Origin of the sequence: Streptococcus sp. 2018162, from assembly GCF_019754175.1 — a bacterium.
GTDB lineage: Bacteria > Bacillota > Bacilli > Lactobacillales > Streptococcaceae > Streptococcus > Streptococcus hashimotonensis.
On sequence record NZ_JAIJZP010000001.1, the window covers coordinates 105,809 to 128,980 of the forward strand.

The 23,172-nt window shown below is 45.2% G+C and carries 23 protein-coding genes; 20 read left to right on the plus strand and 3 right to left on the minus strand.

Annotated features, from left to right (window positions below; all coding sequences use genetic code 11):
- Positions 1-2: 2 nt before the first annotated feature.
- From leuB to K5Q22_RS00495, 4 genes are read left to right on the plus strand one after another with little or no spacing between them, the layout of a single operon-like run.
- Positions 3-1,055, plus strand: a complete 1,053-nt coding sequence (gene leuB, locus K5Q22_RS00480) for a 3-isopropylmalate dehydrogenase (protein ID WP_205013424.1) — start codon at positions 3-5, stop codon at positions 1,053-1,055.
- Positions 1,052-2,443 (plus strand): 3-isopropylmalate dehydratase large subunit, encoded by a 1,392-nt coding sequence (gene leuC / locus K5Q22_RS00485; protein WP_105136447.1) that lies wholly within the window; start codon positions 1,052-1,054, stop codon positions 2,441-2,443. Before leuB ends, leuC begins: the two co-directional genes overlap by 4 nt.
- Complete coding sequence (leuD, locus tag K5Q22_RS00490) at positions 2,443-3,036, plus strand: 3-isopropylmalate dehydratase small subunit (RefSeq protein ID WP_205013423.1); 594 nt, start codon at positions 2,443-2,445, stop codon at positions 3,034-3,036. Before leuC ends, leuD begins: the two co-directional genes overlap by 1 nt.
- A 59-nt stretch (positions 3,037-3,095) precedes the next feature.
- A complete protein-coding gene (locus K5Q22_RS00495) occupies positions 3,096-3,881 on the plus strand; it encodes an L-threonylcarbamoyladenylate synthase (protein WP_105143697.1) in 786 nt (261 codons plus the stop codon).
- 62 nt (positions 3,882-3,943) lie between these two features.
- Here K5Q22_RS00495 and K5Q22_RS00500 read toward each other — a convergent pair whose 3' ends face one another.
- A complete protein-coding gene (locus tag K5Q22_RS00500; protein WP_205013422.1) occupies positions 3,944-4,804 on the minus strand; it encodes a helix-turn-helix transcriptional regulator in 861 nt (286 codons plus the stop codon).
- A 130-nt stretch (positions 4,805-4,934) separates the two neighbouring features.
- On the opposite strand from K5Q22_RS00500, the gene K5Q22_RS00505 reads away from it, so the two are divergent.
- The 3 genes from K5Q22_RS00505 (at position 4,935) to K5Q22_RS00515 (ending at position 8,439) form a co-directional block, all read left to right on the plus strand.
- Positions 4,935-5,147, plus strand: a complete 213-nt coding sequence (locus K5Q22_RS00505; RefSeq protein ID WP_205013421.1) for a hypothetical protein — start codon at positions 4,935-4,937, stop codon at positions 5,145-5,147.
- Between the two features lie 68 nt (positions 5,148-5,215).
- Entirely contained in the window at positions 5,216-6,100 is an 885-nt protein-coding gene (locus K5Q22_RS00510; RefSeq protein ID WP_205013420.1) for an ABC transporter ATP-binding protein, read from the plus strand.
- Positions 6,097-8,439: a hypothetical protein gene (locus K5Q22_RS00515; protein WP_205013419.1), complete on the plus strand. Its 2,343-nt coding sequence runs from the start codon at positions 6,097-6,099 to the stop codon at positions 8,437-8,439. Before K5Q22_RS00510 ends, K5Q22_RS00515 begins: the two co-directional genes overlap by 4 nt.
- A 39-nt stretch (positions 8,440-8,478) precedes the next feature.
- Here the strand turns inward: K5Q22_RS00515 and def are convergent, their stop codons facing one another.
- Positions 8,479-9,093, minus strand: a complete 615-nt coding sequence (def, locus tag K5Q22_RS00520) for a peptide deformylase (protein WP_205013418.1) — start codon at positions 9,091-9,093, stop codon at positions 8,479-8,481.
- Between the two features lie 129 nt (positions 9,094-9,222).
- Here def and K5Q22_RS00525 point away from each other — a divergent pair, with 129 nt between their 5' ends.
- From K5Q22_RS00525 to K5Q22_RS00540, 3 genes are all read left to right on the plus strand, one after another.
- Positions 9,223-10,392 (plus strand): MFS transporter, encoded by a 1,170-nt coding sequence (locus K5Q22_RS00525; protein WP_205013417.1) that lies wholly within the window; start codon positions 9,223-9,225, stop codon positions 10,390-10,392.
- Positions 10,393-10,573: 181 nt separating this feature from the next.
- Positions 10,574-11,200 carry a GNAT family N-acetyltransferase gene (locus tag K5Q22_RS00535; protein ID WP_239514819.1) on the plus strand — a complete coding sequence of 209 codons (627 nt, stop codon included), beginning with the start codon at positions 10,574-10,576 and terminating at the stop codon, positions 11,198-11,200.
- Complete coding sequence (locus K5Q22_RS00540) at positions 11,191-11,919, plus strand: pseudouridine synthase (protein ID WP_205013416.1); 729 nt, start codon at positions 11,191-11,193, stop codon at positions 11,917-11,919. The genes K5Q22_RS00535 and K5Q22_RS00540 overlap by 10 nt, the downstream gene beginning before the upstream one ends.
- 41 nt (positions 11,920-11,960) lie before the next feature.
- Here the strand turns inward: K5Q22_RS00540 and K5Q22_RS00545 are convergent, their stop codons facing one another.
- Positions 11,961-12,542 (minus strand): xanthine phosphoribosyltransferase, encoded by a 582-nt coding sequence (locus K5Q22_RS00545; RefSeq protein ID WP_172115492.1) that lies wholly within the window; start codon positions 12,540-12,542, stop codon positions 11,961-11,963.
- Positions 12,543-12,758: 216 nt separating this feature from the next.
- On the opposite strand from K5Q22_RS00545, the gene K5Q22_RS00550 reads away from it, so the two are divergent.
- The 10 genes from K5Q22_RS00550 to K5Q22_RS00595 all read left to right on the plus strand — a co-directional run bounded on the left by K5Q22_RS00550 (position 12,759) and on the right by K5Q22_RS00595 (position 23,005).
- Positions 12,759-14,069, plus strand: coding sequence for a nucleobase:cation symporter-2 family protein (locus K5Q22_RS00550; RefSeq protein ID WP_205013415.1), 1,311 nt, complete (start codon positions 12,759-12,761; stop codon positions 14,067-14,069).
- A 420-nt stretch (positions 14,070-14,489) separates the two neighbouring features.
- A complete protein-coding gene (locus K5Q22_RS00555) occupies positions 14,490-14,999 on the plus strand; it encodes a hypothetical protein (RefSeq protein WP_002942154.1) in 510 nt (169 codons plus the stop codon).
- A 146-nt stretch (positions 15,000-15,145) separates the two neighbouring features.
- On the plus strand, positions 15,146-15,364 hold the full coding sequence (locus tag K5Q22_RS00560) for a helix-turn-helix transcriptional regulator (protein ID WP_105113856.1): 219 nt from the start codon (positions 15,146-15,148) through the stop codon (positions 15,362-15,364).
- On the plus strand, positions 15,345-15,818 hold the full coding sequence (locus tag K5Q22_RS00565; RefSeq protein WP_029187700.1) for a DUF6773 family protein: 474 nt from the start codon (positions 15,345-15,347) through the stop codon (positions 15,816-15,818). The genes K5Q22_RS00560 and K5Q22_RS00565 overlap by 20 nt, the downstream gene beginning before the upstream one ends.
- Positions 15,819-16,035: 217 nt before the next feature.
- Positions 16,036-17,313: a uracil-xanthine permease family protein gene (locus K5Q22_RS00570; protein ID WP_205013414.1), complete on the plus strand. Its 1,278-nt coding sequence runs from the start codon at positions 16,036-16,038 to the stop codon at positions 17,311-17,313.
- A gap of 201 nt (positions 17,314-17,514) precedes the next feature.
- The gene (gene rpsO, locus K5Q22_RS00575; protein WP_002938849.1) at positions 17,515-17,784 is read left to right on the plus strand and encodes a 30S ribosomal protein S15; all 270 of its coding nucleotides are present in this window, start codon (positions 17,515-17,517) and stop codon (positions 17,782-17,784) included.
- A gap of 302 nt (positions 17,785-18,086) precedes the next feature.
- Complete coding sequence (gene pnp, locus K5Q22_RS00580) at positions 18,087-20,306, plus strand: polyribonucleotide nucleotidyltransferase (RefSeq protein WP_205013413.1); 2,220 nt, start codon at positions 18,087-18,089, stop codon at positions 20,304-20,306.
- A gap of 53 nt (positions 20,307-20,359) precedes the next feature.
- Complete coding sequence (cysE, locus tag K5Q22_RS00585) at positions 20,360-20,977, plus strand: serine O-acetyltransferase (RefSeq protein ID WP_024400199.1); 618 nt, start codon at positions 20,360-20,362, stop codon at positions 20,975-20,977.
- Positions 20,978-21,270: 293 nt separating this feature from the next.
- A complete protein-coding gene (cysS, locus tag K5Q22_RS00590) occupies positions 21,271-22,614 on the plus strand; it encodes a cysteine--tRNA ligase (RefSeq protein ID WP_205013412.1) in 1,344 nt (447 codons plus the stop codon).
- Entirely contained in the window at positions 22,607-23,005 is a 399-nt protein-coding gene (locus tag K5Q22_RS00595) for a Mini-ribonuclease 3 (RefSeq protein WP_205013411.1), read from the plus strand. The genes cysS and K5Q22_RS00595 overlap by 8 nt, the downstream gene beginning before the upstream one ends.
- Positions 23,006-23,172 lie beyond the last annotated feature (167 nt).

Below are 23,172 nucleotides of genomic sequence, written 5' to 3' on the forward strand. Positions count from 1 at the left end.
ATATGACGAAAAAAATTGTAGCCTTGGCTGGTGATGGAATCGGTCCTGAAATCATGGAGGCTGGCCTAGCAGTCCTCGAGGCTGTTGCTGGGCAAGTAGGATTTGATTATGAGATTGAGGAGAGGGCTTTTGGTGGCGCTGGGATTGATGCGGCTGGCCATCCTCTACCAGATGCTACCTTACAAGCCTGCCGTCAGGCGGATGCGATTTTGTTAGCAGCTATCGGTAGCCCTCAATATGATGATGCAGCTGTTCGCCCAGAACAAGGGCTGCTTCAACTTCGGAAGGAATTGGGTCTCTTTGCCAATATCCGTCCGGTCAAAATTTTTGATAGCCTAAAAGACTATTCTCCTCTGAAGGCCGACCGGCTGGACGGTGTGGATTTGGTTATGGTACGGGAGTTGACAGGTGGGATTTATTTTGGAGAGCATATTCTGGAGACAGACCAAGCCAGCGATAGCAATACCTATCAAGCTGAGGAAATCGAACGAGTTGTCCGCTCTGCCTTTGACCTAGCCCAAAAAAGACGAAAAAAAGTCACCAGCATTGATAAGCAAAATGTACTGGCGACGTCAAAATTGTGGCGGAAGGTAGCGGATGAGGTGGCTAAGGACTACCCAGATGTGACCTTAGAGCACCAGTTGGTGGATAGTGCAGCCATGCTTTTGATTACCAATCCTAGTCGATTTGACGTCTTGGTGACGGAAAATCTTTTCGGAGATATTTTGTCGGATGAGGCCAGCGTATTAACAGGAACGCTAGGGGTTCTGCCTTCTGCTAGTCATGCGGTGGCAGGTCCCAGTCTCTACGAACCTATCCATGGTTCGGCACCCGATATTGCAGGTCAGGGCATTGCCAATCCTGTCAGTATGATTCTATCTGTTGCCATGATGCTGGAAGAAAGTTTTGATTTGATCCAAGCAGGTCAGGGCATTCGCCAGGCAGTTGAAGAAGTCTTTGCGCAGGGGATTTTCACTAAAGACCTAGGTGGGACCGCCTCTACCAAAGAAATGACAGCGGCCGTTATTGAACAGCTTGAAAGGAGGTCACCATGAGTGGCAAATCCATTTTCGATAAGCTCTGGGATCGCCATGTGATTACAGGGCAGGAAGGTCAGCCCCAGCTCCTCTATGTCGATCAGCATTATGTCCACGAGGTGACCAGTCCCCAGGCCTTTCAAGGATTGAGGGATACAGGGCGACCGGTTCGGCGACCAGACTTGACCTTTGCGACTTTTGACCACAACGTGCCAACCGTTGATATTCACAATATCCGTGATGTCATTTCCAAGGCTCAGATGGATGCTTTGGCGAAGAATATAGAAGATTTCGGCATTCCCCACGCAGCCCACGGTTCGGAACATCAGGGGATTGTCCACATGGTTGGACCAGAAACAGGCAGGACCCAGCCAGGTAAGTTCATTGTCTGCGGAGATAGTCATACGGCGACACACGGAGCCTTTGGTGCCATTGCCTTTGGGATTGGTACTTCTGAAGTGGAGCACGTTCTCGCTACCCAGACCATTTGGCAGGTCAAACCCAAGCGACTCCTAGTGGAGTTTGTCGGTCAGGCCCAAGCAGGTGTCTATGCCAAGGACTTTATCCTGGCTCTGATTGCCCGCTACGGCGTGGATTGTGGTTTGGGTCATGTGGTGGAGTTTGCTGGTCCAGTCATCGACCGACTCAGCATGGAAGAGCGGATGACTATTTGCAATATGTCCATTGAGTTCGGCTCTAAGATGGGCATTATGGCTCCAGACCAGACCACTTTTGACTACCTGCGAGGTCGTGAGTGTGCACCAGCGGACTTTGAGGCGGCGGTGGCAGACTGGAAGGAGCTCTACTCGGATGCGGACACGGTCTATGACAAGCACCTGGTCCTTGATGTGTCAGACTTAGCACCGATGGTCACTTGGGGAACGACGCCTGCTATGGGGGTTAGTTTCGATGAAACCTTCCCAGCTATCCGTGATCACAACGACGAGCGGGCCTACGCTTATATGGACTTAGCTCCTGGGCAAAAGGCTGCGGACATTCCCGTCGGCTATGTCTTCCTAGGCTCCTGTACCAATGCTCGCCTCAGCGATTTGCAGCTGGCAGCTAGGATTGTTAAGGGGCGGAAAATAGCAGAGCAGGTTACGGCTATTGTCGTACCAGGCAGTCGCCCTGTCAAGCGAGCTGCAGAAAAGCTTGGTCTAGACAAGATTTTTATGGAGGCTGGTTTTGAGTGGCGAGATCCAGGTTGCTCCATGTGTCTGGGTATGAATCCAGACAAGGTGCCTGCAGGTGTGCATTGTGCCTCCACAAGTAATCGAAACTTTGAAGACCGCCAGGGCTTTGGGGCCAAGACCCACTTGTGTAGTCCTGCTATGGCTGCCGCAGCTGCGCTTTATGGACGATTTGTCGACACTAGACAGCTAGACATTCTCAAGGAGGGAGTTTAATGCACCAATTTACCACATGGACAGGAACGACCGTTCCGCTCATGAATGATAATATTGATACCGACCAGCTCCTGCCCAAGCAGTTTCTCAAGCTGATTGACAAAAAGGGTTTTGGCAAGTATCTGCTCTATGCTTGGCGGTACTTGGATGATAACTACACGGATAATCCTGATTTCATTCTCAATCAGCCTGAGTATCAAGGGGCTAGTATCCTCATATCTGGGGATAACTTCGGAGCAGGTTCCTCTAGGGAACACGCTGCTTGGGCTCTGGCAGATTATGGCTTCAAGGTCATCATTGCAGGCTCCTTCGGGGATATTCATTACAACAATGACTTGAACAATGGGATTCTGCCCATTATCCAGCCCAAAGAAGTCAGGGACCAACTGGCTCAGCTGGCTCCAGACCAAGAAATCACGGTTGACTTGGCAGACCAATTGATACGGACGCCTTTTGGGGAATTCCCATTTGACATCGAACAGGACTGGAAACACAAGTTGCTCAATGGCTTGGATGATATTGGTATTACATTACAGTATCAGGATTTGATTGCTGAGTATGAGGGGAGCAGGCCTAGTTATTGGCAAAACTAAATATATTAGAAAACATGCAGGTCGCTCTGCTATGAAATAAAGGAAAAGAGGAAATTATTATGACGAAACAAATTCACTGGGATGGCACACTTTCACAAGAAGGTCTTGACATTATCAAGGGCGAGGGGGGCGTGATTGTCTGTCCGACTAAGGTTGGTTACATCATCATGACGTCTGACAAGGCTGGTTTGGAACGTAAATTTGACGCTAAAGAGCGCAAGCGTAATAAGCCGGGCGTGGTCCTTTGTGGTAGCATGGAGGAGCTGCGTGAGTTGGCTCAGTTGACTCCTGAGATTGATGCCTTCTACCAAAAACATTGGGATGAGGACATTTTGTTGGGTTGTATCCTGCCTTGGAAACCAGAGGCTTATGCCAAGTTGCAGGCTTATGGCGATGGTCGTGAAGAGTTGATGACCGACGTTCGTGGTACTTCTTGCTTTGTTATCAAGTTTGGTGTGGCTGGCGAGCAAATTGCCAAGGAAATGTGGGAAAAAGAAGGCCGCATGGTCTACGCTTCATCTGCTAACCCGTCAGGTAAGGGAAATCGTGGTAAGGTAGAAGGTATCGGTGAGCGTATCGCGTCTAAAGTAGACTTGATTATTGAGGCGGATGATTATGTGGCATCTATCCAACCAGACAAGACCATTGAAACTCGCTATGAGCAAGGGGTTATGGTATCTATGGTAGACAAAGATGGTAAACTGATTCCAGAACAAGGTGCAGATAGCCGTTCTATCAGCCCATGCCCAGTTGTCATCCGTAAGGGTCTGGACATCGATAAAATCATGATGCACCTGTCAGACCACTTCAACTCTTGGGACTATAGACAAGGGGAATATTATTAAGATAATGTAGAACGATCCGAAAGGGTCGTTTTTTAGTACCACAAAAAAACTGACTGAAGATTTCAGTCAGTTTGGTGTTGTTTGATAAGAAATTGGAGGTTGTCGAGAAGTGCTTGCTCGTCCGTCAATTCCAAGATTTGTAGTCCTTTGTCAATCAGTTCCTGCTTGTTTTGGGCTATGCCTAGGTAGACATAGGCACGGGCTAGTTGGTCATAGCGTTTTTCTTGCTTGGCTAGTTCCATGAGTTTGGTGGCAAAAAAAGTAGACTTGCTGTACTGTTTTTGTTCAAGGGTAAAAAGGGATAGTTGTTGGTAGAAAGATAGTATGGTGGGCTGGATTCGCTTGTAATCCTTGTATTTTTCTAATCGTTTTAGAAGAAGATTGGCAGTTTCTTCAAGGCTATCAAGTGAAGAAATCTTAGACAGAAGAGTGCCGACCAAGATAATATCGTTATGGTACCAGTTGTCATATCGTTCTAGCTCTGACCACAGAAGTTTTGAAAGGGTTTCAGCTTCTTCGGAAATCTGATTGAAAGAAGTGCTTTTTCGAATGGCTACTACGGTTTCTAAAAGTTGGCATTTTCGACGGATAGGACCATCATCTGGTTCTTTGTTCAAGTGGTCGTGGCAACGCTTTATCAAATCCTCCATCATCTTAGTGGTAGGATTCCTGAGATTATCTATATCATAGAGCAATTGTTGGCGTTGGCTAGGTTGATAGTAGTTACAGAGGTATTCGAATTCCTCGAAGGTCATATCAACTTGCTTGAGCAAGAATCGCATGAGTTCGTAGCTGGGAATAGTTTGATTTTTCTCGAAACGAACCAAAGTAGTCCGATTGATAAAATCTCCACATACTTGCTCTTGACTCAAACGTTTGCTTTTCCGAATGCTTTTATAAACACTTCCGTAATCCCACCGCATAAACTACTCCTTTCAAAAACTGTGAAAATATGTAACAAAATAAACAATATTTACAAAAATAGTATATCATAATAATGTGAAAATATTGTTTTTTGTATATAGAAAATAGGCTGATAAAAGGAGTAACCTAATGAAACAGATTGATAAAAATACTTTATTTTTAAGTAGTGTCATTGTTCTTTCGTGTAGTGTCCTATTGTTTCATATGGACCCGATTCAGATTGTAGATAGAGAGATTTGGCTCTGGCTAAATTCATTTATCCATGTGCTATTTTTAAAACCTGCTGCTAGTCTAGGCTTTCTTGTGGGGCTTTATTTGCTGTATAAGGCTTTCAAGAAGTAGTCTAGCCAATAATAAGCTGATGAAAGGCTGTTGTTTCGCTCTGCCATTTCTCTAAGAAAGGAGTTTCTATGCTAAAAGTAGTTGATGTCTGCAAGCGATACGGTGCCCACCAGGTCTTGTCCTATGTGTCCTTTGAGTTGCAAGCGGGGGACTTGGTGGCCCTAGTTGGTCCCAATGGTGTGGGGAAATCCACTCTGCTGAATATCATCAGCAATATAGAAACCGCTGACCGTGGGTCGGTAACTATCAATAGTCGGCCCAATAGTGACCGAGCGATTTTTCAGGACATGTCTGTCATGTTGGATGCCCAAGCACTTTATCCACAGTTGACGGGTTATGACCATCTGACCTATGTGGCTGCGACCCATAAGATGGGGAAGAAGGAAGTGGATGTCCTAGTGGAAGAGTTGGGGATGGGCTACTATGTCAAAAAGCGGGTGGCTGGCTATTCCATGGGTATGAAGCAGAAGCTGCTCTTTGCCATGGCTGTCCTTCCCAAGCCCAAGCTCTTGTTGCTGGATGAACCCCACATCGGCTTGGACCCGACCAATATCATCCAGCAACGGGAATTTCTTCTGAATTTACAGGCAGAAGGTGTTGCGATTTTGCTTTCTTCCCACCATTTGTCGGAGATTGAGAAGCTGACCAATCAGGTTTATTTTCTCAAGGCCAGCAAGTTGATTGCCACAGAAGTGGAGTTGACGGCGGATTATGATTACCATCTTGCTGTGGAAAACTCCAAACAGGTTCAGGAATTTTTACGGGATTATCCTCAACTCTTGTGGAAAAAGGCAGAGCAGGGTCTGGTGGAAATCTTCTTACCCGAGCGAGATTTACTGGATTGTTTGGATCGTATTCCAATCCAGCAGGTGACTGGGATTACAAAAGCCAGCGACTATATGGAATCCCTCTATCGTGATCTCTATGTGGAGGAAGGTGGTGAGGGGATATGAGGCTGAACTTTGAAATCAAGAAAATTCTCTGGTCGCCTCTCTACTGCTTGCTCGTGCTGGGTTTTCTAGGTCTGGCCTATCTTCCTATTTCTCAGCGCCAAGTCCACCAAGTGACCTATGTGGAAACCTATAAAGAAGAACTGAGTGAATTGGCTAGTGTCTTGGCAGATATAAAAATTGAGGAGGAGTCAGAAGAAGCACCACGGATGCTGGGCTTGAAATCCGATATAGAAAGTGTCGGTCAGGCCTTAGATGATGGGAAGTTTGAAGCTATCCCCAACTACCGCAAACTCATGTATCAGGATTTGGACTATTTTATCAGTCGCAATCGGCAGCTTTTTCAAACGCGGCAATCCTTGACGCTTAGTGAAGTCGAGCGTTTGGCCAGATGGAATGACTGGTTGCTTGCCTACCAATTGCCTGATGGTCCTGAAAACAAGGCTTGGTCAACAGGTCGTATTGTTCAAGCCTACTTAGAAAGTTTGTTTGGTTTTCTTCCTGTATTTTTGGTGCTTGGTTTTCTGCTTGCCAATCAGCTGGCAGAAAAGACACCTGCGCATCAAGTTTGGCAGTTGCGACAATGGGATAGTCTGAGTTTGCAGGGGATGAGGCGTTTGGTTGCTTCCTTGCTTTCGCTTTTGCTGGCTGTGGGGATAGGTTTACTTTTTATCCTGGTCTATGATGGGCTGACAGGTCAGTTGGCTGTATCTAGTTTTCAAGCTCCTGTTGAGATTTTGGGTCAGAGGCAGTTGATAGGCTCTTGGCTTTACGGGCTTATCTTGCTTGGTTTTTGGCTAATCTTACTCCTAGCTATTTGCCTACTTTTTGGATTTTTGGACCACTTGTTAGCTAGTCGGCTGACTTTTGTGGTGACGGGGTTACTGTTAGCTCTGGGGCTTTCCTATCAGGCAGGTGCAGTAGCTGGTTGGTCAGGTCAAATTCTGCCCTTGCTTGCCTTTCCTGGTTTTTTAGACACAGCTGCATTTTCACAGGTCTTTGTAGCGGTGGATGTCTTTCTCCTGCTGACCATTGGACTTTTTGTGGCTTATTATCTGCTGACAGAAAAGAAAAGGCTGGTTCTGACCGTGGAGCATCAGAAGGAGTTAGACACAGGTCCTTTAGACAGGGTTTGGTCTTTTGATGTTCTCATCCTTAGTCGGCTCAATTCTTGGAAAGGGCTCGTCTTAGGAAACTTGATCCTAGCTCTGCTATTTTCCCTACTGACGGGACTAGGAAAGCAAGAGGTTGCCCAGGAGGAGAGGGTTTCGATGGAGTTGGTTGCCCAGTCCTATGAGCAAGATGGGGCCTATGTGGAGAGTTTGCAGTCGGAAATCAACCGTCTGAGGCAGTTGGTCAAAGAGGACACGAGCTATCAGGAGGAGTTGGAGCTGAGGCTTGGTCTCTTGCAAGAATATCGTGTCTATAAGGACCTCTATGTCAAGCAATGGCAGGTTTATCAGGAAAAACCTCAGGCTCTGCCAGCTAGTCACCTTGCTATGCTGGAGGCAGAGCAGGTCTATCTATGGGCTAGAGAGGAAAAGGCTTTTGCCAATGGTGATATTGGGGCCAGCCAGACGGTAGATAATCTTCGCTGTTACCAGACTCGCAATCAGGTCAGTCAGTATTACTGGCAACAGCTGATGGAGGCTGGGGTGCCTGCAACTAAGCGGGGCAAGGATGTTATTTTGACCAGCTTGGAAAATCGTTTTGATACCAATGATGCCTTAGTTCCAGTAGACGATCCTTCTTGGGACCGCTCCAGAGATTTGTCAGGTATTGGCAGTCTGCGCTCTCTCTTTGATGGTCCGGCCTATTTGTTGGTGCTCTTGCTGGCGGTTTGGATTGGCAGTCGGGGTAAGGCGGTGGAGGTTGCAGGGAAAAACTGGCGTTTCTATCAGACCCAGCCTGTGGATTTGCGCAAGGTTCTAGTCACCAAGTGGTTGCTGGGACTGGGGCAGGCACTAGGATTTACAGTGTTCTTTCTAGCCAGCCTTTTCCTAGTTAATAGTCTGGTCGGAGGAATTGGTTATCTGGAAGATGGTCTTGTCTTGCTTTCCCATTCGGAGAGGGGGATTTTTCTAGAACACCTGAGGGGACAAGAACTCTGGGCTTGGTTCCTTCCAAATGCCCCTTATCTCTTGTGGATGGTGCTTGGCTTGCTTGTCTTGGAAATTGTTCTAGCCAGTCTCAATCATCTTTTGCAGGTTCGCTTTTCAAACCGCTTGGTCGTCTTCATCCTGCTAACTGGTTTGCTGGCTCTGCTGGACTACCTCCTCTTTCAAGACCTGATTTTGGATGGGCAGGAAATTTTTAGGCAGTTAGCTCTGCTATTTTCATAAAAAAAACTGACCGAAAATTTTTCAGTCAGTTTCTTATGTTTATTCAATCACCAACATGCCTTCTTTAACGGCAAATGGGTGTTCTGGGTCAATGCGGTCGTAGAACATGACACCGTTGAGGTGGTCGATTTCGTGTTGGACCACGATGGCATTAAATCCTTTGAGCTTGATGCGGTGTTTTTCTCCGTTTTTGTCCATGTAGTCAACAGTCACGCGCGCGTGGCGGACTACGTAGCCTTGGACTTCGCGGTCAACAGATAGGCAGCCTTCGCCCCCTTCCATAGCTGCTTCTTGGACAGAATGTGCCACGATTTTAGGGTTGTACATAACCTCTTGTAGAGAGTAGGCTTGGGCAGGTGGATTGCCTTCTTCGTCATCTGGGTTTGGAACCAAGACAGCAATGATGCGTTTGGAAACGTCAATCTGAGGCGCTGCTAGACCAACTCCGCCACGGAGTTTCATCTTCTCCGCCATGACTGGATCCTGCGAATGTTTGAGGAATTGCATCATTTTTTCGCCTAAAATAATTTCCTGGTCAGATAGGGGAAATGCAACTTCTTCAGCGACCTGGCGTAGGGTTGGATGCCCTTCACGGATGATGTCATCCATGTCAATCAAATGGGCAGCTTTTGTCAATCGTTCAATAACAGACATGATTCTCTCCTTTGAATATAGTTAAGATAAGTATAGCATGAAATGGGAGAGAATAAAAGTCGGACTTTTCTATCCATTCGCTTTCAAATCTGTTATACTAGTAAAAGACGAACGTTGAAAGGGAGAAAAATGAAAAGAATTTTAGAAAAAGCCAGTTTGCTGGCCCTATCCACCATGTTGGTTTCGACATTTGCTGTCTCGCCAGCTATTCCGCAGATGATTGAGCATTTTGCCCAGCAGGGAATTGCAGCGGCCCAGGTGGAAAACTTAATTACGGTGACCTCCTTTGCTATTATGGTTACTCTATTGGCAAACGGTCTAGTTGTCCGTTTCTTATCAGAACGAAACATTATCATTGCAGGGCTTTTGCTTATGGCCATCGGCGGAGCTTTGCCCATGTTTCTAACTGCTTATCCTCTGATTTTATTGGCTCGTATCTTGCTTGGTTTGGGGATTGGCTTGATCAATGCGCGTGCTATTAATATCATCGGTAATTTTTTCACCGGTCAGGAGCGGGTGCAGATGATGGGCTTGCGTGGTTCAGCAGAGGTTTTGGGAAGCGCAGGGCTTACCCTCCTTGTCGGTTGGTTGACCCAGTTTGGTTGGCAACCTGCCTTCTTGGTCTACCTTTTTGCCTTGGTCATCTTGGCTCTCTTCCTTCTCTTTGTTCCCAAGGAGGAATTGCTGGCTCGTATGGAGGTAAAGGTTGAGGAGAATGCGCCCAAGGTCAAACTGGACAAGACCATGTGGATGATGGGCATTTATCTGGCATTCTTAGCCTTCTTTGTTATCAATGTCAATACCTTCCTGACCATTCGTATTCCTCAGATTGTTTTGGCAAAGGACATCGGTACTGCTCAGCAAGCCAGTCTGATTCTCAGTCTTATGCAGGTCATGGGGATTGTGGCAGGGACGGTCTTTAGTAGCCTGGTTGGTCGTTTGAAGGGCTGGCTTTTAGCGGTTTCCTACGTGGTTTTTGGACTTGCGGTTGTCGGCATTGCCTTTGCGGATAATCTCTGGGTGCTGGGACTCGGTGGCATGGTGTCAGGATTTTTCTACAGCATCATTCTAACCATTGTCTTTAGTCAGGTAACAGACCGAGCGCCTAAGGCCCTGCTTAATGCGGTCATGACAATCGTCCTTATGGGTTGCAATATCGGTGGTGCCACATCTGCTATCTTGCCGACTTATCTGGAAAAACTCAACCCAACCCCAACAGGAGCCTTTGGTATCTATGCCATCGGCTGTGCCTTGATAAGCGCTGGCTTGATTTATAAACAACTGAAGAAGTGGGAGTGAGAAAGAACTCGACTGGTCTAAAAAAGAGTTCGTCTTCTCACCCCCGCACAGTTGATTAGGTCAGATTTGGAGTGTAATACACGAACAAATCTGCCAATCAACCACTGCGCTGAGATGTTGACACGAACTCTGAGTAGTAGCCGCTGGGCTTGAGCCCAGCCTCTTTTGGTATAATATTCCTATGTTAGAAAACAACCGCTTAAATGAATTAATACTCCGTTTTCCCGAGGATGTTCAGTTGATTTTTAAAGACATGATTCCCTCTTATCAGTTGGGCTATGTGGATTATGTCTATCAGACAGATAATTACGCCACCCAAAACCGTCGGATTAAAAATTTGGCAAAAAATTTCCGAAGAATGGATTACTTTTACATCATGCCCCTGCCCCAGGATCTGGCATTGGAAATTGCTAACCAATGGCGCTATCAACCACCTTTGGATGCCTATACGATTAGTGCAGATCCCGATACCTATGCAGAGATGATTTCACCGGAGGCGCGTGGGGACCGCTTTTTTGCAGTCATTCGCAATGCCGCCCTCATGGGCTATTTCTGTATTGATCAAGATGGCGAGACCGTTGACATTCGTTTGGGCATGAAACCTTCTTTGACAGGTCAGGGAAATGGCAGGGCTTTCTATCAGACTATTGAAGACTACATAGTGGAACATGTTCAGCCAGCTAGTATCAAACTGATAGTTGCCACCTTTCATCAAGCAGCTCAAACCCTCTTTCATGCTCTTGGATTTACAGAAAGAGAACAGCAAGCAGACTATATCAAAATGGAAAAGAAACTCGTATGCGATTAGATAAATTTTTAGTGGATTGTGGTGTTGGAAGTCGGACAGAAGTCAAGAAAGTCCTGAAAAACAAGCAAGTCACAGTCAATGGCCAAGTAGAGACGTCCCCAAAGCAACAGATTGACGAAAAGACGGACCAGATTGCAGTAGCAGGCCATGTCTTGAGCCATGAGACCTTTGTTTATTATTTATTGAACAAACCCAAAGGAGTTATTTCAGCAACCGAGGATGACCGTCATCGGACTGTCTTGGACCTGCTAGATGATACAGCTCGCCAGAAGGAAGTTTTTCCAGTTGGGCGCTTGGACATCGATACCCATGGCTTGCTCCTCTTGACCAACAACGGTCAGCTGGCTCATGCCATGCTTTCTCCGAAAAAACATGTTGATAAACTCTACCGTGCCCAGGTTGACGGAATTATGACCCAAGAGGATGTCGAACGATTTGCGGCAGGAATAGAGCTGAAAGACTTTACCTGTCAGCCAGCCCAGTTGACCATCCTCTCTACAGATGAAGCTAAGCAGACTTCACTCGTTGACATCACCATCCGAGAAGGGAAATTTCACCAGGTCAAACGCATGGTACAGGCCTGCGGAAAGACGGTGACAGACTTGCAACGATTGACCATGGGGCCTCTTCGCTTAGATTCAAAATTAGCGCTTGGAGAATACCGCAGGTTGACTGCTGCCGAATTAAAGCAATTAGAAGTCTTTGGTGTGGAATTATAGATATATAGAAGAGACTTGCTCCCGATTGGAAGCAAGTCCTTTTAAATATCCGCAGTTGCAAAAACAACCTGTCCATCTTGGAATTTTTCAATACGAGCGAGTGAAGTAACAGGGACACCTGCATCCAGTAAGAGCTGGCGACCGTCTTGGAAGGACTTTTCGATGATGATACCAACCCCGGCCACTTGCGCCCCAGCCTGTTTGATAATATCAATCAAGCCTTTTGCTGCTTGTCCATTGGCCAAAAAGTCATCAACGATTAGAACACGGTCCTCAGGCGACAAAAACTTACTTGCAATAGAAACGGTGCTGGTGACTTGCTTGGTAAATGAATAGACTTCGGCGGTCAAAATGCCTTCGGTCATAGTAATATTTTTATGCTTTTTAGCAAAAATCATTGGCACATCTAAGCTTTCTGCAACATAGACGGCTGGTGCAATACCCGAGGCTTCGATCGTGACAACCTTGGTAATTTCTTTAGAGCGATAGGCATCTGCCAAGACCTGCCCCATTTCTTTCATCAAGCGAAAATCAACCTGATGGGTCAAGAATGAGTCAACTTTTAAGATGTTTTCTCCTAATACCTGACCATCTTTTAAAATGCGTGCTTCCAAAGCTTTCATGTTTATCTTCTCCTCCAAATGCTACTTTTGTGTATTATAGCATTTTTTTGCCAAAATCAAAACAATAAACGAATTTTCGGATTGAAATGTTGTATACATTGACAAAAAATTCTAAAAAACACGAACGTTTTGTGTTTTGGGTAGTGAAATGTATTGAAAATGATTATGTTTTCTGATAGACTAATACCATTATTTAGGAATAAAGAAGGAGAACTCATGTCTCAGAAAATAACAAATGAACATTCCTCAGGGATGCTTTACGGAATTGATGAACAACCACCCAAAGGGATGGCAGTTTTGCTTGCTTTTCAGCATATTTTAGCTGCTTTTGCAGGAATCATTGCAGTGCCTCTTGTCGTTGCAAGTGCCTTGGGATTATCGGTAGAAGATACTTCTATTATGGTATCAGCCTCTATCTTTGTTGCTGGTATTGCTACCATTTTGCAATCTAAAGGTTTGGGGCCAGTAGGTTCACGTGTCTCTGGTATGATGGGAACGGACTTTACCTTTGCCAATCCAGCAATCAGCGTTGGTAGTCAGTTGGGAATTGCTGGTATTGTAGGAGCAACCATTGCTGGTTCATTTGTAGAGATTGCTCTCAGTCGTTTTGTCAAACCCTTGATGCGCTTCTTTCCGCCATTGATTACGGGGACTGTTGTTTCCCTCATCGGTATTACCCTCATGCCAGTAAGTATGGACTGGGCAGCTGGTGGAGCTGGCGCTTCAGACCATGCTTCAGTTGAAAATATCGGTATTGCCTTTATCGTCTTGGTCTTTACTCTGGCATTGAATCATTATGGTAAAGGAATGCTGAAAACAGCGTCAGTCTTCTTTGGGATGGTCTTTGGATATGTCCTCTGTATTCTGCTTGGAAAAGTAGACATGTCTGCTGTTGGAGAAGCAGCCTGGTTTGCTCTTCCTAAAATTTTCCATTATGGTGTGAAATTTGACCTATCTTCTATTCTAGCCTTTATTCCTGCTTATGTTGTATCTTTGATTGGAACGGTGGGGATTATGATGGCCATTGGAGAAGCCTCAAATCAAAAGATTTCTTCTGAGCGGGCAGCAAATGGTGTTCTGGCAGATGGCGTTGGTTCCTTAATTGCCGGTATTTTTGGGGCTGGTCCAAATACAGCCTTCTCACAAAACGTTGGCCTCATTACTTTGACAAAAGTTGCTAGTCGTCATGTCATGATTTTAGCAGGTATTATCTTGACCTTACTTGGTGTCTTTCCAAAATTATCAGCCTTGATTTCCATCATGCCCCAGCCTGTTCTTGGTGGTGTTGGGATTATCATGTTCGGTTTGGTTGCTGCCCAAGGGATTAAGACTCTTGCAACAGTTAAAATTGGGGACCGTGAGCTCTTGATTATCTCTATTGCTTTTGCGCTTGGGATTGGAGTGACCGTTCGTCCAGAATTATTGAGTCATCTTCCATCAGCTCTTCAAATGGTCTTCTCATCAGGTATTTCAACAGGGACCTTGGCAGCCTTGGTATTAAATCTGGTGCTAAAAGAGGAAAAATAAGAGTTATTTTATTAGCTTACTTAGATGAAAAGAGAAGAAGGTCCATATGTGATCTTCTTTTTTTTTAGGGTAAGTAAAAAATGCTAAGGATGTACAGTTGTCGTATCTGAAATTCTAGCCCCTGCTTGACCGTATTTGGTATAACATATTACAATATATATAAGAACCTGTGTTCACAATTCATCGCTTCCATTGGAGTGTTTGAAGGTGGAGATAAGGAAAGGAAATTCCTGACCAATTAGGTGGTAGGCGAAAACAGCCACAGGAGCTTTTTACTCGTCGAAGCAATAAAGTGAAACTAAATGGTGATAGAGTCAGTATTCCTTCAAAAAATGCCTTGATGAGCAAAAACGATTTCTTGCATAAGAACACTTTGTTTATGAATATAGGTTCTAAGATTTGTCCAAGAGAGGTTATTATATGTTGAAATATATCCGTGCCCTTCCCCTTGTTATAGTAGCGGGAGCGGTTGTTTACTTTACTATTTTTATCTGTATTGATAATGGTGATTGGACCTACGTTGTGACTAGAGCGCTCGGGCTTAAGGAAGAACATGCCAATAATGTTTCTTTGATTGTAATTGGTGCCCAATCACTTTTTCTGACTTCGGATTGGTTTTACAAGCGGATTCGTGCCTTTCTCAATCGTCGTTTGGAAAAGGCCAAAGGGCTTAATCGGCAGATTTATCTGGGCTATAAGGCAGGGATTGAGTTTTTGATGGCTCTGCCCAAACGAACTATTTTATTCACATTCTATCTACTTTTAGTAGTTGCTGAAAGTGTTGGTCTGATTGAAAAAGCCAAGGACTATGCTGCGGTAATCATCTTCATAATTGCTGTTGACCGCGTGACCAAAATCTGGCCGGAGGAAAAGCGGAGAATGATTGAGTTTAGTCAGAAGATTAAGAAACGGATTAAGAGTGTGGAATAAGCGGAGAGGTGCATAGATATTTTAAGGAGGCAGTTTTGTCTTCTTTTTTTGCTAAAAAAATCAAACAAAATGCAATGTATATATTGCAAAATGAAAAATATAGTGTATAATAAGGTTATAAGAATGTACAGGAGGATGGCTATGGCATGAAAAATCTTCGGTTAAAGTTGGCGCGTGTGGAAAAAGATATGACCCAAGGGGATCTGGCAGAGGCTATTGGAGTGACCCGCCAGACCATCGGTCTGATTGAGGCGGGGAAATACAATCCTAGTCTAAGTCTTTGTCTATCGATTTGCCACTGCTTAGGAAAAAGTTTAGATCAATTATTTTGGGAGGAACCAACTGATGAAAAAAATTGTGACTGATGAACGTGTTCAACAAGAAGAAAACCAAGTCTTTGCCTGGGTGGGCAGGACAATGAATATTCTTTTGCCTCTCTCATTTCTCATCAAAAGTCTGGTATTAAAATGGCCGTTTGATACCTATGTTTTTGAACTGATTGCCATGTTGGTCGTTTCAATCTATCTCTTTTACGGTTATTGGAGGAAGGGGCTTGATATGGAAAGAGGAACTACTTGGCAGGCTTACCTTTACTTAGGAGGGGTGATTGCAGGGACAACGATTGTAATGGCTTGGACCAACTACCAGACCTATGGACAGCATTATACTGGTATCTGGGATTGGCATTTTTGGGTGGTGATTTTGATATTCTTTCTTTCTATCACATGTCTCATTTTCTTACTGGCGAATCTTCTCTCTTGGGCGAATAAGTACCGTCAGAAGCAGATGGAAAAAGAGCTGGCAGATGAACTCGAATAAGCAATGGAGTTCTCATCCCGCTCTGCCATTTCCCCTAAGAGAACAAAAAATAAAAAATCTCTTGCCAAAAGTAAGGGCTTGTGTTACAATACCAAAAGCGTAGGTTTTTAAACTCATCCCGTGAGGTGAGAAAGACAACAGGAAAAATTATTAAGGGCCTATGACTATGTATATTTAGAAAGTCTGGGTCTTTTTGTGTACCCAGAATGGGAGAATTATGAGTACAAAAGCCAATCTTTTGTTTGATGTCCATGAGAAACCAGCACCGCTTCAAGGGATTTTGTTGAGTTTCCAGCACGTGTTTGCTATGTTTGGTGCGACGATTTTGGTGCCGCTGATTCTCGGTATGCCCGTATCGGTTGCCCTCTTTGCATCAGGTGTCGGGACCTTGATTTACCAAGTAGCGACACAGTTTAAGGTGCCGGTTTACCTAGGTTCTTCCTTTGCCTATATCTCAGCTATGGCGCTTGCTATCAAGGAAATGGGTGGGGATGTGTCAGCTGCCCAGACAGGTGTTTTCTTCGTCGGCTTGATTTACGTGTTGATCGCTGCACTTGTCAAAGTTATCGGTACTAAGTGGATTGACAGCCTCTTGCCACCGATTGTCATCGGACCAATGATTATCGTGATTGGACTTGGTCTTGCCAACTCTGCCGTGACTTCAGCAGGCTTCGTCGCAGACGGCGACTGGAAAAACGTCGTCGTGGCGATTGCAACCTTCTTGATTGCTGCTTTTGTCAATACCAAAGGGAAAGGTTTCGCCAAGATTGTTCCTTTCTTGATTGCCATCATCGGTGGTTATGTGATTGCCCTCTGTCTTGGCCTGGTTGACTTCACACCCGTTTTGGAAGCAGCTTGGTTTGAATTACCAGGTTTCTACCTACCATTTGAAACAGGTGCCTTCAAGTCGTACAATTTCTACTTCGGTCCAGAAATGATTGCTATCTTACCAATTGCTGTTGTAACAGTAGCTGAGCATATCGGTGACCACACCGTTCTCAGCCAAATCTGCGGCCGCCAGTTCTTGAAAGACCCAGGCCTCAGCCGTACCTTGATTGGAGATGGTGTAGCGACTGCTGTATCTGCCTTTATCGGTGGACCTGCTAACACGACTTATGGTGAAAATACAGGGGTTATCGGTATGACTCGCATCGCATCGGTATCGGTTATCCGTAATGCAGCCTTGATTGCCATTGCCTTCTCATTCTTGGGTAAATTTACAGCCCTTATCTCAACTATTCCAAGTGCCGTTCTTGGTGGTATGTCTATCTTGCTTTACGGTGTTATCGCCTCAAACGGTTTGAAAGTTTTGATTGAAAGCCGTGTTGATTTCGGTCAAGTCCGCAACCTGATTATTGCAAGCTCAATGCTGGTATTGGGTCTTGGTGGAGCAGTTCTCAACATCGGTGCCATCACCCTCTCAGGAACAGCCCTCTCAGCCATTGTAGGTATTATCCTCAATCTTATCTTGCCAAAAGCAGAAAAGGCTGAGTAAATGTGATATACAAGCAGAAAGTCAGCTTCGGCTGGCTTTTTTGAAAATAGCAGAGCAGCTCAGCTATTTCTCAAATCAGTTGACAAAAGAGCCATTCCTTGATAGAATGGATAAGGTCCTGAAGGACAAATCTAGCTTTTTCTTGGTTACAGGTCGCCAACCTGTCACTCGGATTAGGCTCAAAACAAAGGAGAACATATCATGGCAATCTCAAAAGAGAAAAAAAATGAAATCATGGCACAATATGCTCGTCATGAAGGCGACACAGGTTCAGTTGAAGTACAAGTAGCAGTACTTACTTGGGAAATCAACCACCTTAACGACCACATCAAACAACACAAAAAAGACCACGCTACTTACCGTGGTTTGATGAAAAAAATCGGTCGCCGTCGTAACTTGTTAGCATACCTACGCCGCACAGACGTAAACCGTTACCGTGAATTGATTCACTCACTCGGACTCCGTCGTTAATATAGGAAACTGCCATGTCTTCGGACATTGGCAGTTTTTCTTATGTTCCATTATGGAAGTGTAGTACTCGGAAAAAGCTGGGTGTTCTTCGTTTGATTGAAGAGTATTCGTTTCGTTCGGTTGTTTATATAGCAGGTTATATTTTCCCCCAAATTCCTTCCTCAATTCCCCACATTTTCCGTCAAATATGATAAAATAAGAAGTATGCGTGGTTTTGTGCAAAAGAGAGTGAAACAAGCTTGTTTGATTGTCTTTTGTAGAAAACACGCAAGAAAAATTTCAGAAAAAATAGGAGACAATTCATGTCAAAACAAGTATTTGAAACGGTTTTTGCTGGCAAGAAATTGGTCGTTGAGACTGGCCAGGTTGCCAAACAAGCCAATGGTGCGGTTGTTGTTCGCTATGGCGACTCAACAGTCCTTACAGCGGCAGTTATGTCCAAGAAAATGGCGACGGGCGATTTCTTCCCGCTCCAAGTTAACTATGAAGAAAAAATGTATGCCGCAGGGAAGTTCCCAGGTGGCTGGATGAAGCGTGAAGGCCGTCCGTCAACTGATGCGACCTTGACAGCTCGTTTGATTGACCGCCCGATTCGTCCAATGTTTGCAGAAGGCTTCCGTAACGAAGTACAAGTCATCAACACAGTGCTTTCTTATGATCCAGATGCTTCTGCTCCAATGGCAGCCATGTTTGGTTCTTCATTGGCATTGGCAATCTCAGACATTCCTTTCAACGGTCCAATCGCAGGTGTCCAGGTCGGCTATGTCAATGGTGAACTCATCATCAACCCTGATAAGGCACAGATGGAAGAGTCTCTCCTTGACTTGACAGTAGCTGGTAACAAGGACGCCATCAACATGGTAGAGTCTGGTGCCAAAGAATTGTCAGAAGACATCATGTTGGAAGCTCTTTTGAAAGGTCATGTGGCCATTCAAGAACTCCTTAACTTCCAAAATCAAATCGTAGCAGCAGTCGGCAAGGAAAAGGCAGATGTGGAACTTCTTCAAGTGGATCCAGAATTGCAGGCTGAGATTGTTGCAGCTTACAATGACGATTTGAAAAAAGCGGTGCAGGTAGAAGAAAAATTGGCCCGTGAAGATGCGACCAATGCCGTTCGTGAGACCGTCATCGCAGCCTACGAAGAAAAATACGCTGAGCACGAAGAATTTGACCGTATCATGCGTGATGTCCATGAAATCTTGGAACTCATGGAGCACGCAGAAGTTCGTCGTTTGATTACAGAAGACAAGGTCCGTCCAGACGGTCGTCGTGTGGATGAAATTCGTCCGCTGGACGCAGAAGTAGACTTCTTGCCAAATGTTCATGGATCAGGTCTCTTTACCCGTGGTCAAACGCAAGCTCTTTCTGTCTTGACCTTGGCTCCAATGGGCGAAACCCAAATCATCGACGGTTTGGATGATGAGTACAAGAAACGCTTCTTGCACCACTACAATTTCCCACAATATTCAGTTGGCTCAACTGGTCGCTATGGTGCACCAGGTCGTCGTGAAATTGGTCACGGTGCTCTTGGTGAGCGTGCTCTTGAGCAGGTATTGCCTAGCTTGGAAGACTTCCCTTACGCTATCCGTTTGGTAGCAGAAGTCTTGGAATCAAACGGTTCTTCATCACAGGCTTCTATCACAGCTGGGACCCTTGCCCTCATGGCAGGTGGTGTGCCAATCAAGGCACCAGTTGCAGGTATTGCCATGGGTCTGATTTCAGACGGCACCAACTATACTGTCTTGACCGATATTCAAGGTCTTGAAGACCACTTTGGCGACATGGACTTCAAGGTGGCGGGTACCCGTGACGGTATCACAGCCCTTCAAATGGACATTAAGATTGACGGTATTACACCACAAATCTTGGAAGAAGCCTTAGCACAAGCTAAGAAGGCACGTTTTGAAATCCTTGATGTTATCGAAGCGACGATCCCAGAAGTTCGTCCTGACTTGGCACCAACTGCACCGAAGATTGACACTATCAAGATTGATGTAGATAAGATTAAGATTGTTATCGGTAAGGGTGGCGAAACCATCGATAAGATTATTGCAGAAACTGGCGTGAAAATCGATATTGACGAAGACGGTCTTGTGGCGATCTTCTCACCAGATCGCGATGCGATTGAGCGGACCAAGGAAATCATCGCAGGTCTTGTTCGTGAGGCAAAAGTGGACGAAGTCTTCCAGGCAAAAGTTGTTCGTTTGGAGAAATTCGGTGCCTTTGTTAACCTCTTTGACAAGACAGATGCCCTTGTTCACGTTTCTGAAATGGCTTGGACACGTGTCAATAAACCAGAAGATTTGGTTGAGGTTGGCGATGTTGTAGATGTTAAGGTGATAAAAATTGATGATAAGGGACGTATTGATGCTTCTATGAAAGCTCTTCTACCAAAACCAGAAGGCTACGTGGAACCAGAAAAACGTGAACGTTCTGACAGACCACGCCGTCATAAAGACAACAAAGAGAAAAAAGATAACAACTTTGGTGAATTCAAATTCCACAAGGTTGAAAAGAAATAAGCTGAGTAGACAAGTTCGGTAGCGGGCTTGTCTTCTCGCTAGAAGGAGTGACTATGGGTTGGTGGAAGGACACCATTGAGATTGTAAAAGAAAAAGATCCGGCAGCACGGACGACCTTGGAAGTTCTTTTGACCTACCCAGGTGTCAAGGCCTTGGCTGCCCACCGTCTGTCCCATTGGATGTGGAAAAAAGGCTTTAAACTCTTGGCTCGGATGCACAGCCAATTTTGGCGCTTTTGGACCAATATTGAGATTCATCCAGGTGCCGAGATTGCTTCGGGGGTCTTCATTGACCATGGAGCTGGTTTGGTTATCGGTGAGACAGCTATTATTGAGTCTGGTGTCATGCTTTACCACGGCGTAACGCTTGGTGGAACGGGAAAGGATACGGGTAAACGCCATCCAACTGTCCGAAAGGGTGCTCTTGTCTCTGCACACGCACAGGTTATTGGACCTGTTGAAATCGGGGAAAATGCTAAAGTGGGTGCAGCTGCCGTTGTCCTAGCCGATGTTCCAGCAGATGTGACAGTGGTCGGCATGCCAGCTAAGATTGTCCGTGTGCATGGTCAAAAAGATGAGAAGGTCATTCATGACATGGAAGATGGCCGTGAACACTACACGACTAAGCTTGCAGAATTACGAGAAGCCAGCCACCATTCGTCGCATTTGTAGGAAAGAAGGTTGATATGCTTCTAGAAGAATTTGAATCAAGTCCTGTAGTTATTGAACCGACGGATAAGACCGTTGCAAGAAAATTAGAAAGTACATCATGTTAAAAAAATTAGTAAGACAAAACTGGCCTTATGTGTTGACCTCCATCGGTGGAACAATTCTATCTATCCTTAAGTTTTCCCAAGGAAACTGGCAGCTAGGGATGATTTGGCTGGCAGTGACAGCTTATTGGCTAGTAAAATTGTATCAAAAGTATCAAGTCCTAAAGAATACTCAGAAGTAATGGAGAAACTATGATTAAAATTTACGATACCATGACTCGCAGTTTGCGTGACTTTGTGCCCTTGGAAGAGGGCAAGGTCAAGATGTATGTCTGCGGTCCGACGGTTTACAACTATATCCATATCGGAAATGCCCGTAGTGTCGTGGCTTTTGATACCATCCGCCGCTATTTTGAATACCGTGGTTTTGATGTAGCTTACATTTCTAACTTTACGGATGTGGATGACAAGATTATCAAAGCTGCTAATGAAGCTGGCATGACAACCAAGGAACTGTCTGATAAGTTTATCGCAGCCTTCAAGGAAGATGTGGCAAAGTTAGGTGTCAAACCAGCAACTAAAAATCCGCGCGTTATTGACTACATGGACGAAATCATTGATTTTGTGCAGGTCTTGATTGACAAGGGTTACGCCTATGAAGCGGCTGGCGATGTTTATTTCCGTGTGGAAAAGGCAGCCAATTATGCTCGTTTGGCCAACAAAACCCTGTCTGACTTAGAAGCTGGGGCTTCTGGTCGTGTTGAGGGAGAAGGTCAATTGAAGGAGCATCCTTTCGACTTTGCCCTGTGGAAAACTACCAAGCCAGGCGAAGTTTCTTGGGAAAGTCCTTGGGGAGCAGGTCGTCCAGGTTGGCATATCGAGTGTTCGGTTATGGCGACAGAGATTTTGGGAGATACCATTGATATTCACGGTGGTGGTGCGGACTTGGAATTCCCTCACCATACCAATGAGATCGCCCAGTCTGAGTGCAAAACAGGGCAAACCTTTGCCAACTACTGGATGCACAATGCCATGCTCAATATCAATGATGAGAAGATGTCCAAGTCCTTGGGCAATTTCCTGACAGCCCATGATATGTTGGAGCAAATTGACGGTCAGGTCTTGCGATTCTTCCTATCGACCCAGCACTACCGCCGTCCACTCAACTACACTGAGAAGGCTATTTCAGATGCGGAAATCAATCTCAAATATCTGAAAAATACTTATACACAACCTGTGCAAAACTCTGTGGATAAGTCTCTTCTTGATCAGCATTTGGCAGCCTTTGAAGCGGCAATGGATGATGATTTCAATGCGGCAAATGGGATTACGGCTATCTTTGACTTTGCCAAATGGATCAACTCTGGCAACTACGATGAAACTGTAAAAGAAGCCTTTGGAAACATGCTGCAAGTGTTCGGTATTGTCTTTGAAGAAGAAGTCTTGGACAGCGAGATTGAAGCATTAATAGAAGAACGTCAAGCAGCGCGTGCCAATCGTGATTTTGCGACGGCTGACCGCATTCGTGATGAATTGGCGGCCCAGGGCATCAAGCTCTTGGATACCAAGGATGGTGTGAGGTGGACACGTGACTAAGGCAGTAGATGTCAATCTCATCAATGGAATTGCCCTGGCTTTTGAAGGGGATGCTGTCTATTCCATGTATATCAGACGGCACTTGATCTTCAAAGGGCTGACCAAGCCCAATCAATTGCACGGTGAGGCTAACAAATACGTCTCGGCCAAGGCTCAGGCAAGTCTGATTTCTGCCCTCTTAGAAGCTCAGCTATTGACCGAAAAAGAGGAAGAAATCTACAAGCGGGGAAGGAATAGCCATAGCCACACCAAGGCTAAGAATGCGGACGTAGTCACCTATCGAATGTCCACAGGTTTTGAGGCGGTTTTGGGCTATTTGCACATGACCGAGCAGATGGAACGCCTGGATGAACTGGTGGGCTGGTGTATTGATTTTGTAGAAAATAATTAACTAAGACAATGAGGAGGGAAACTTCCTCTTTTTTGTTTTCTCTAAACTAAAGTTCTTTTTATCTGATTTAAAGAAGGGGACCATGAGGGCTTGAAGGTCATATTTTTCCTCTGTACAATGGAATTAATAAAACCTGATAAACTTCGTGTGATAGCTATTCTATCAAA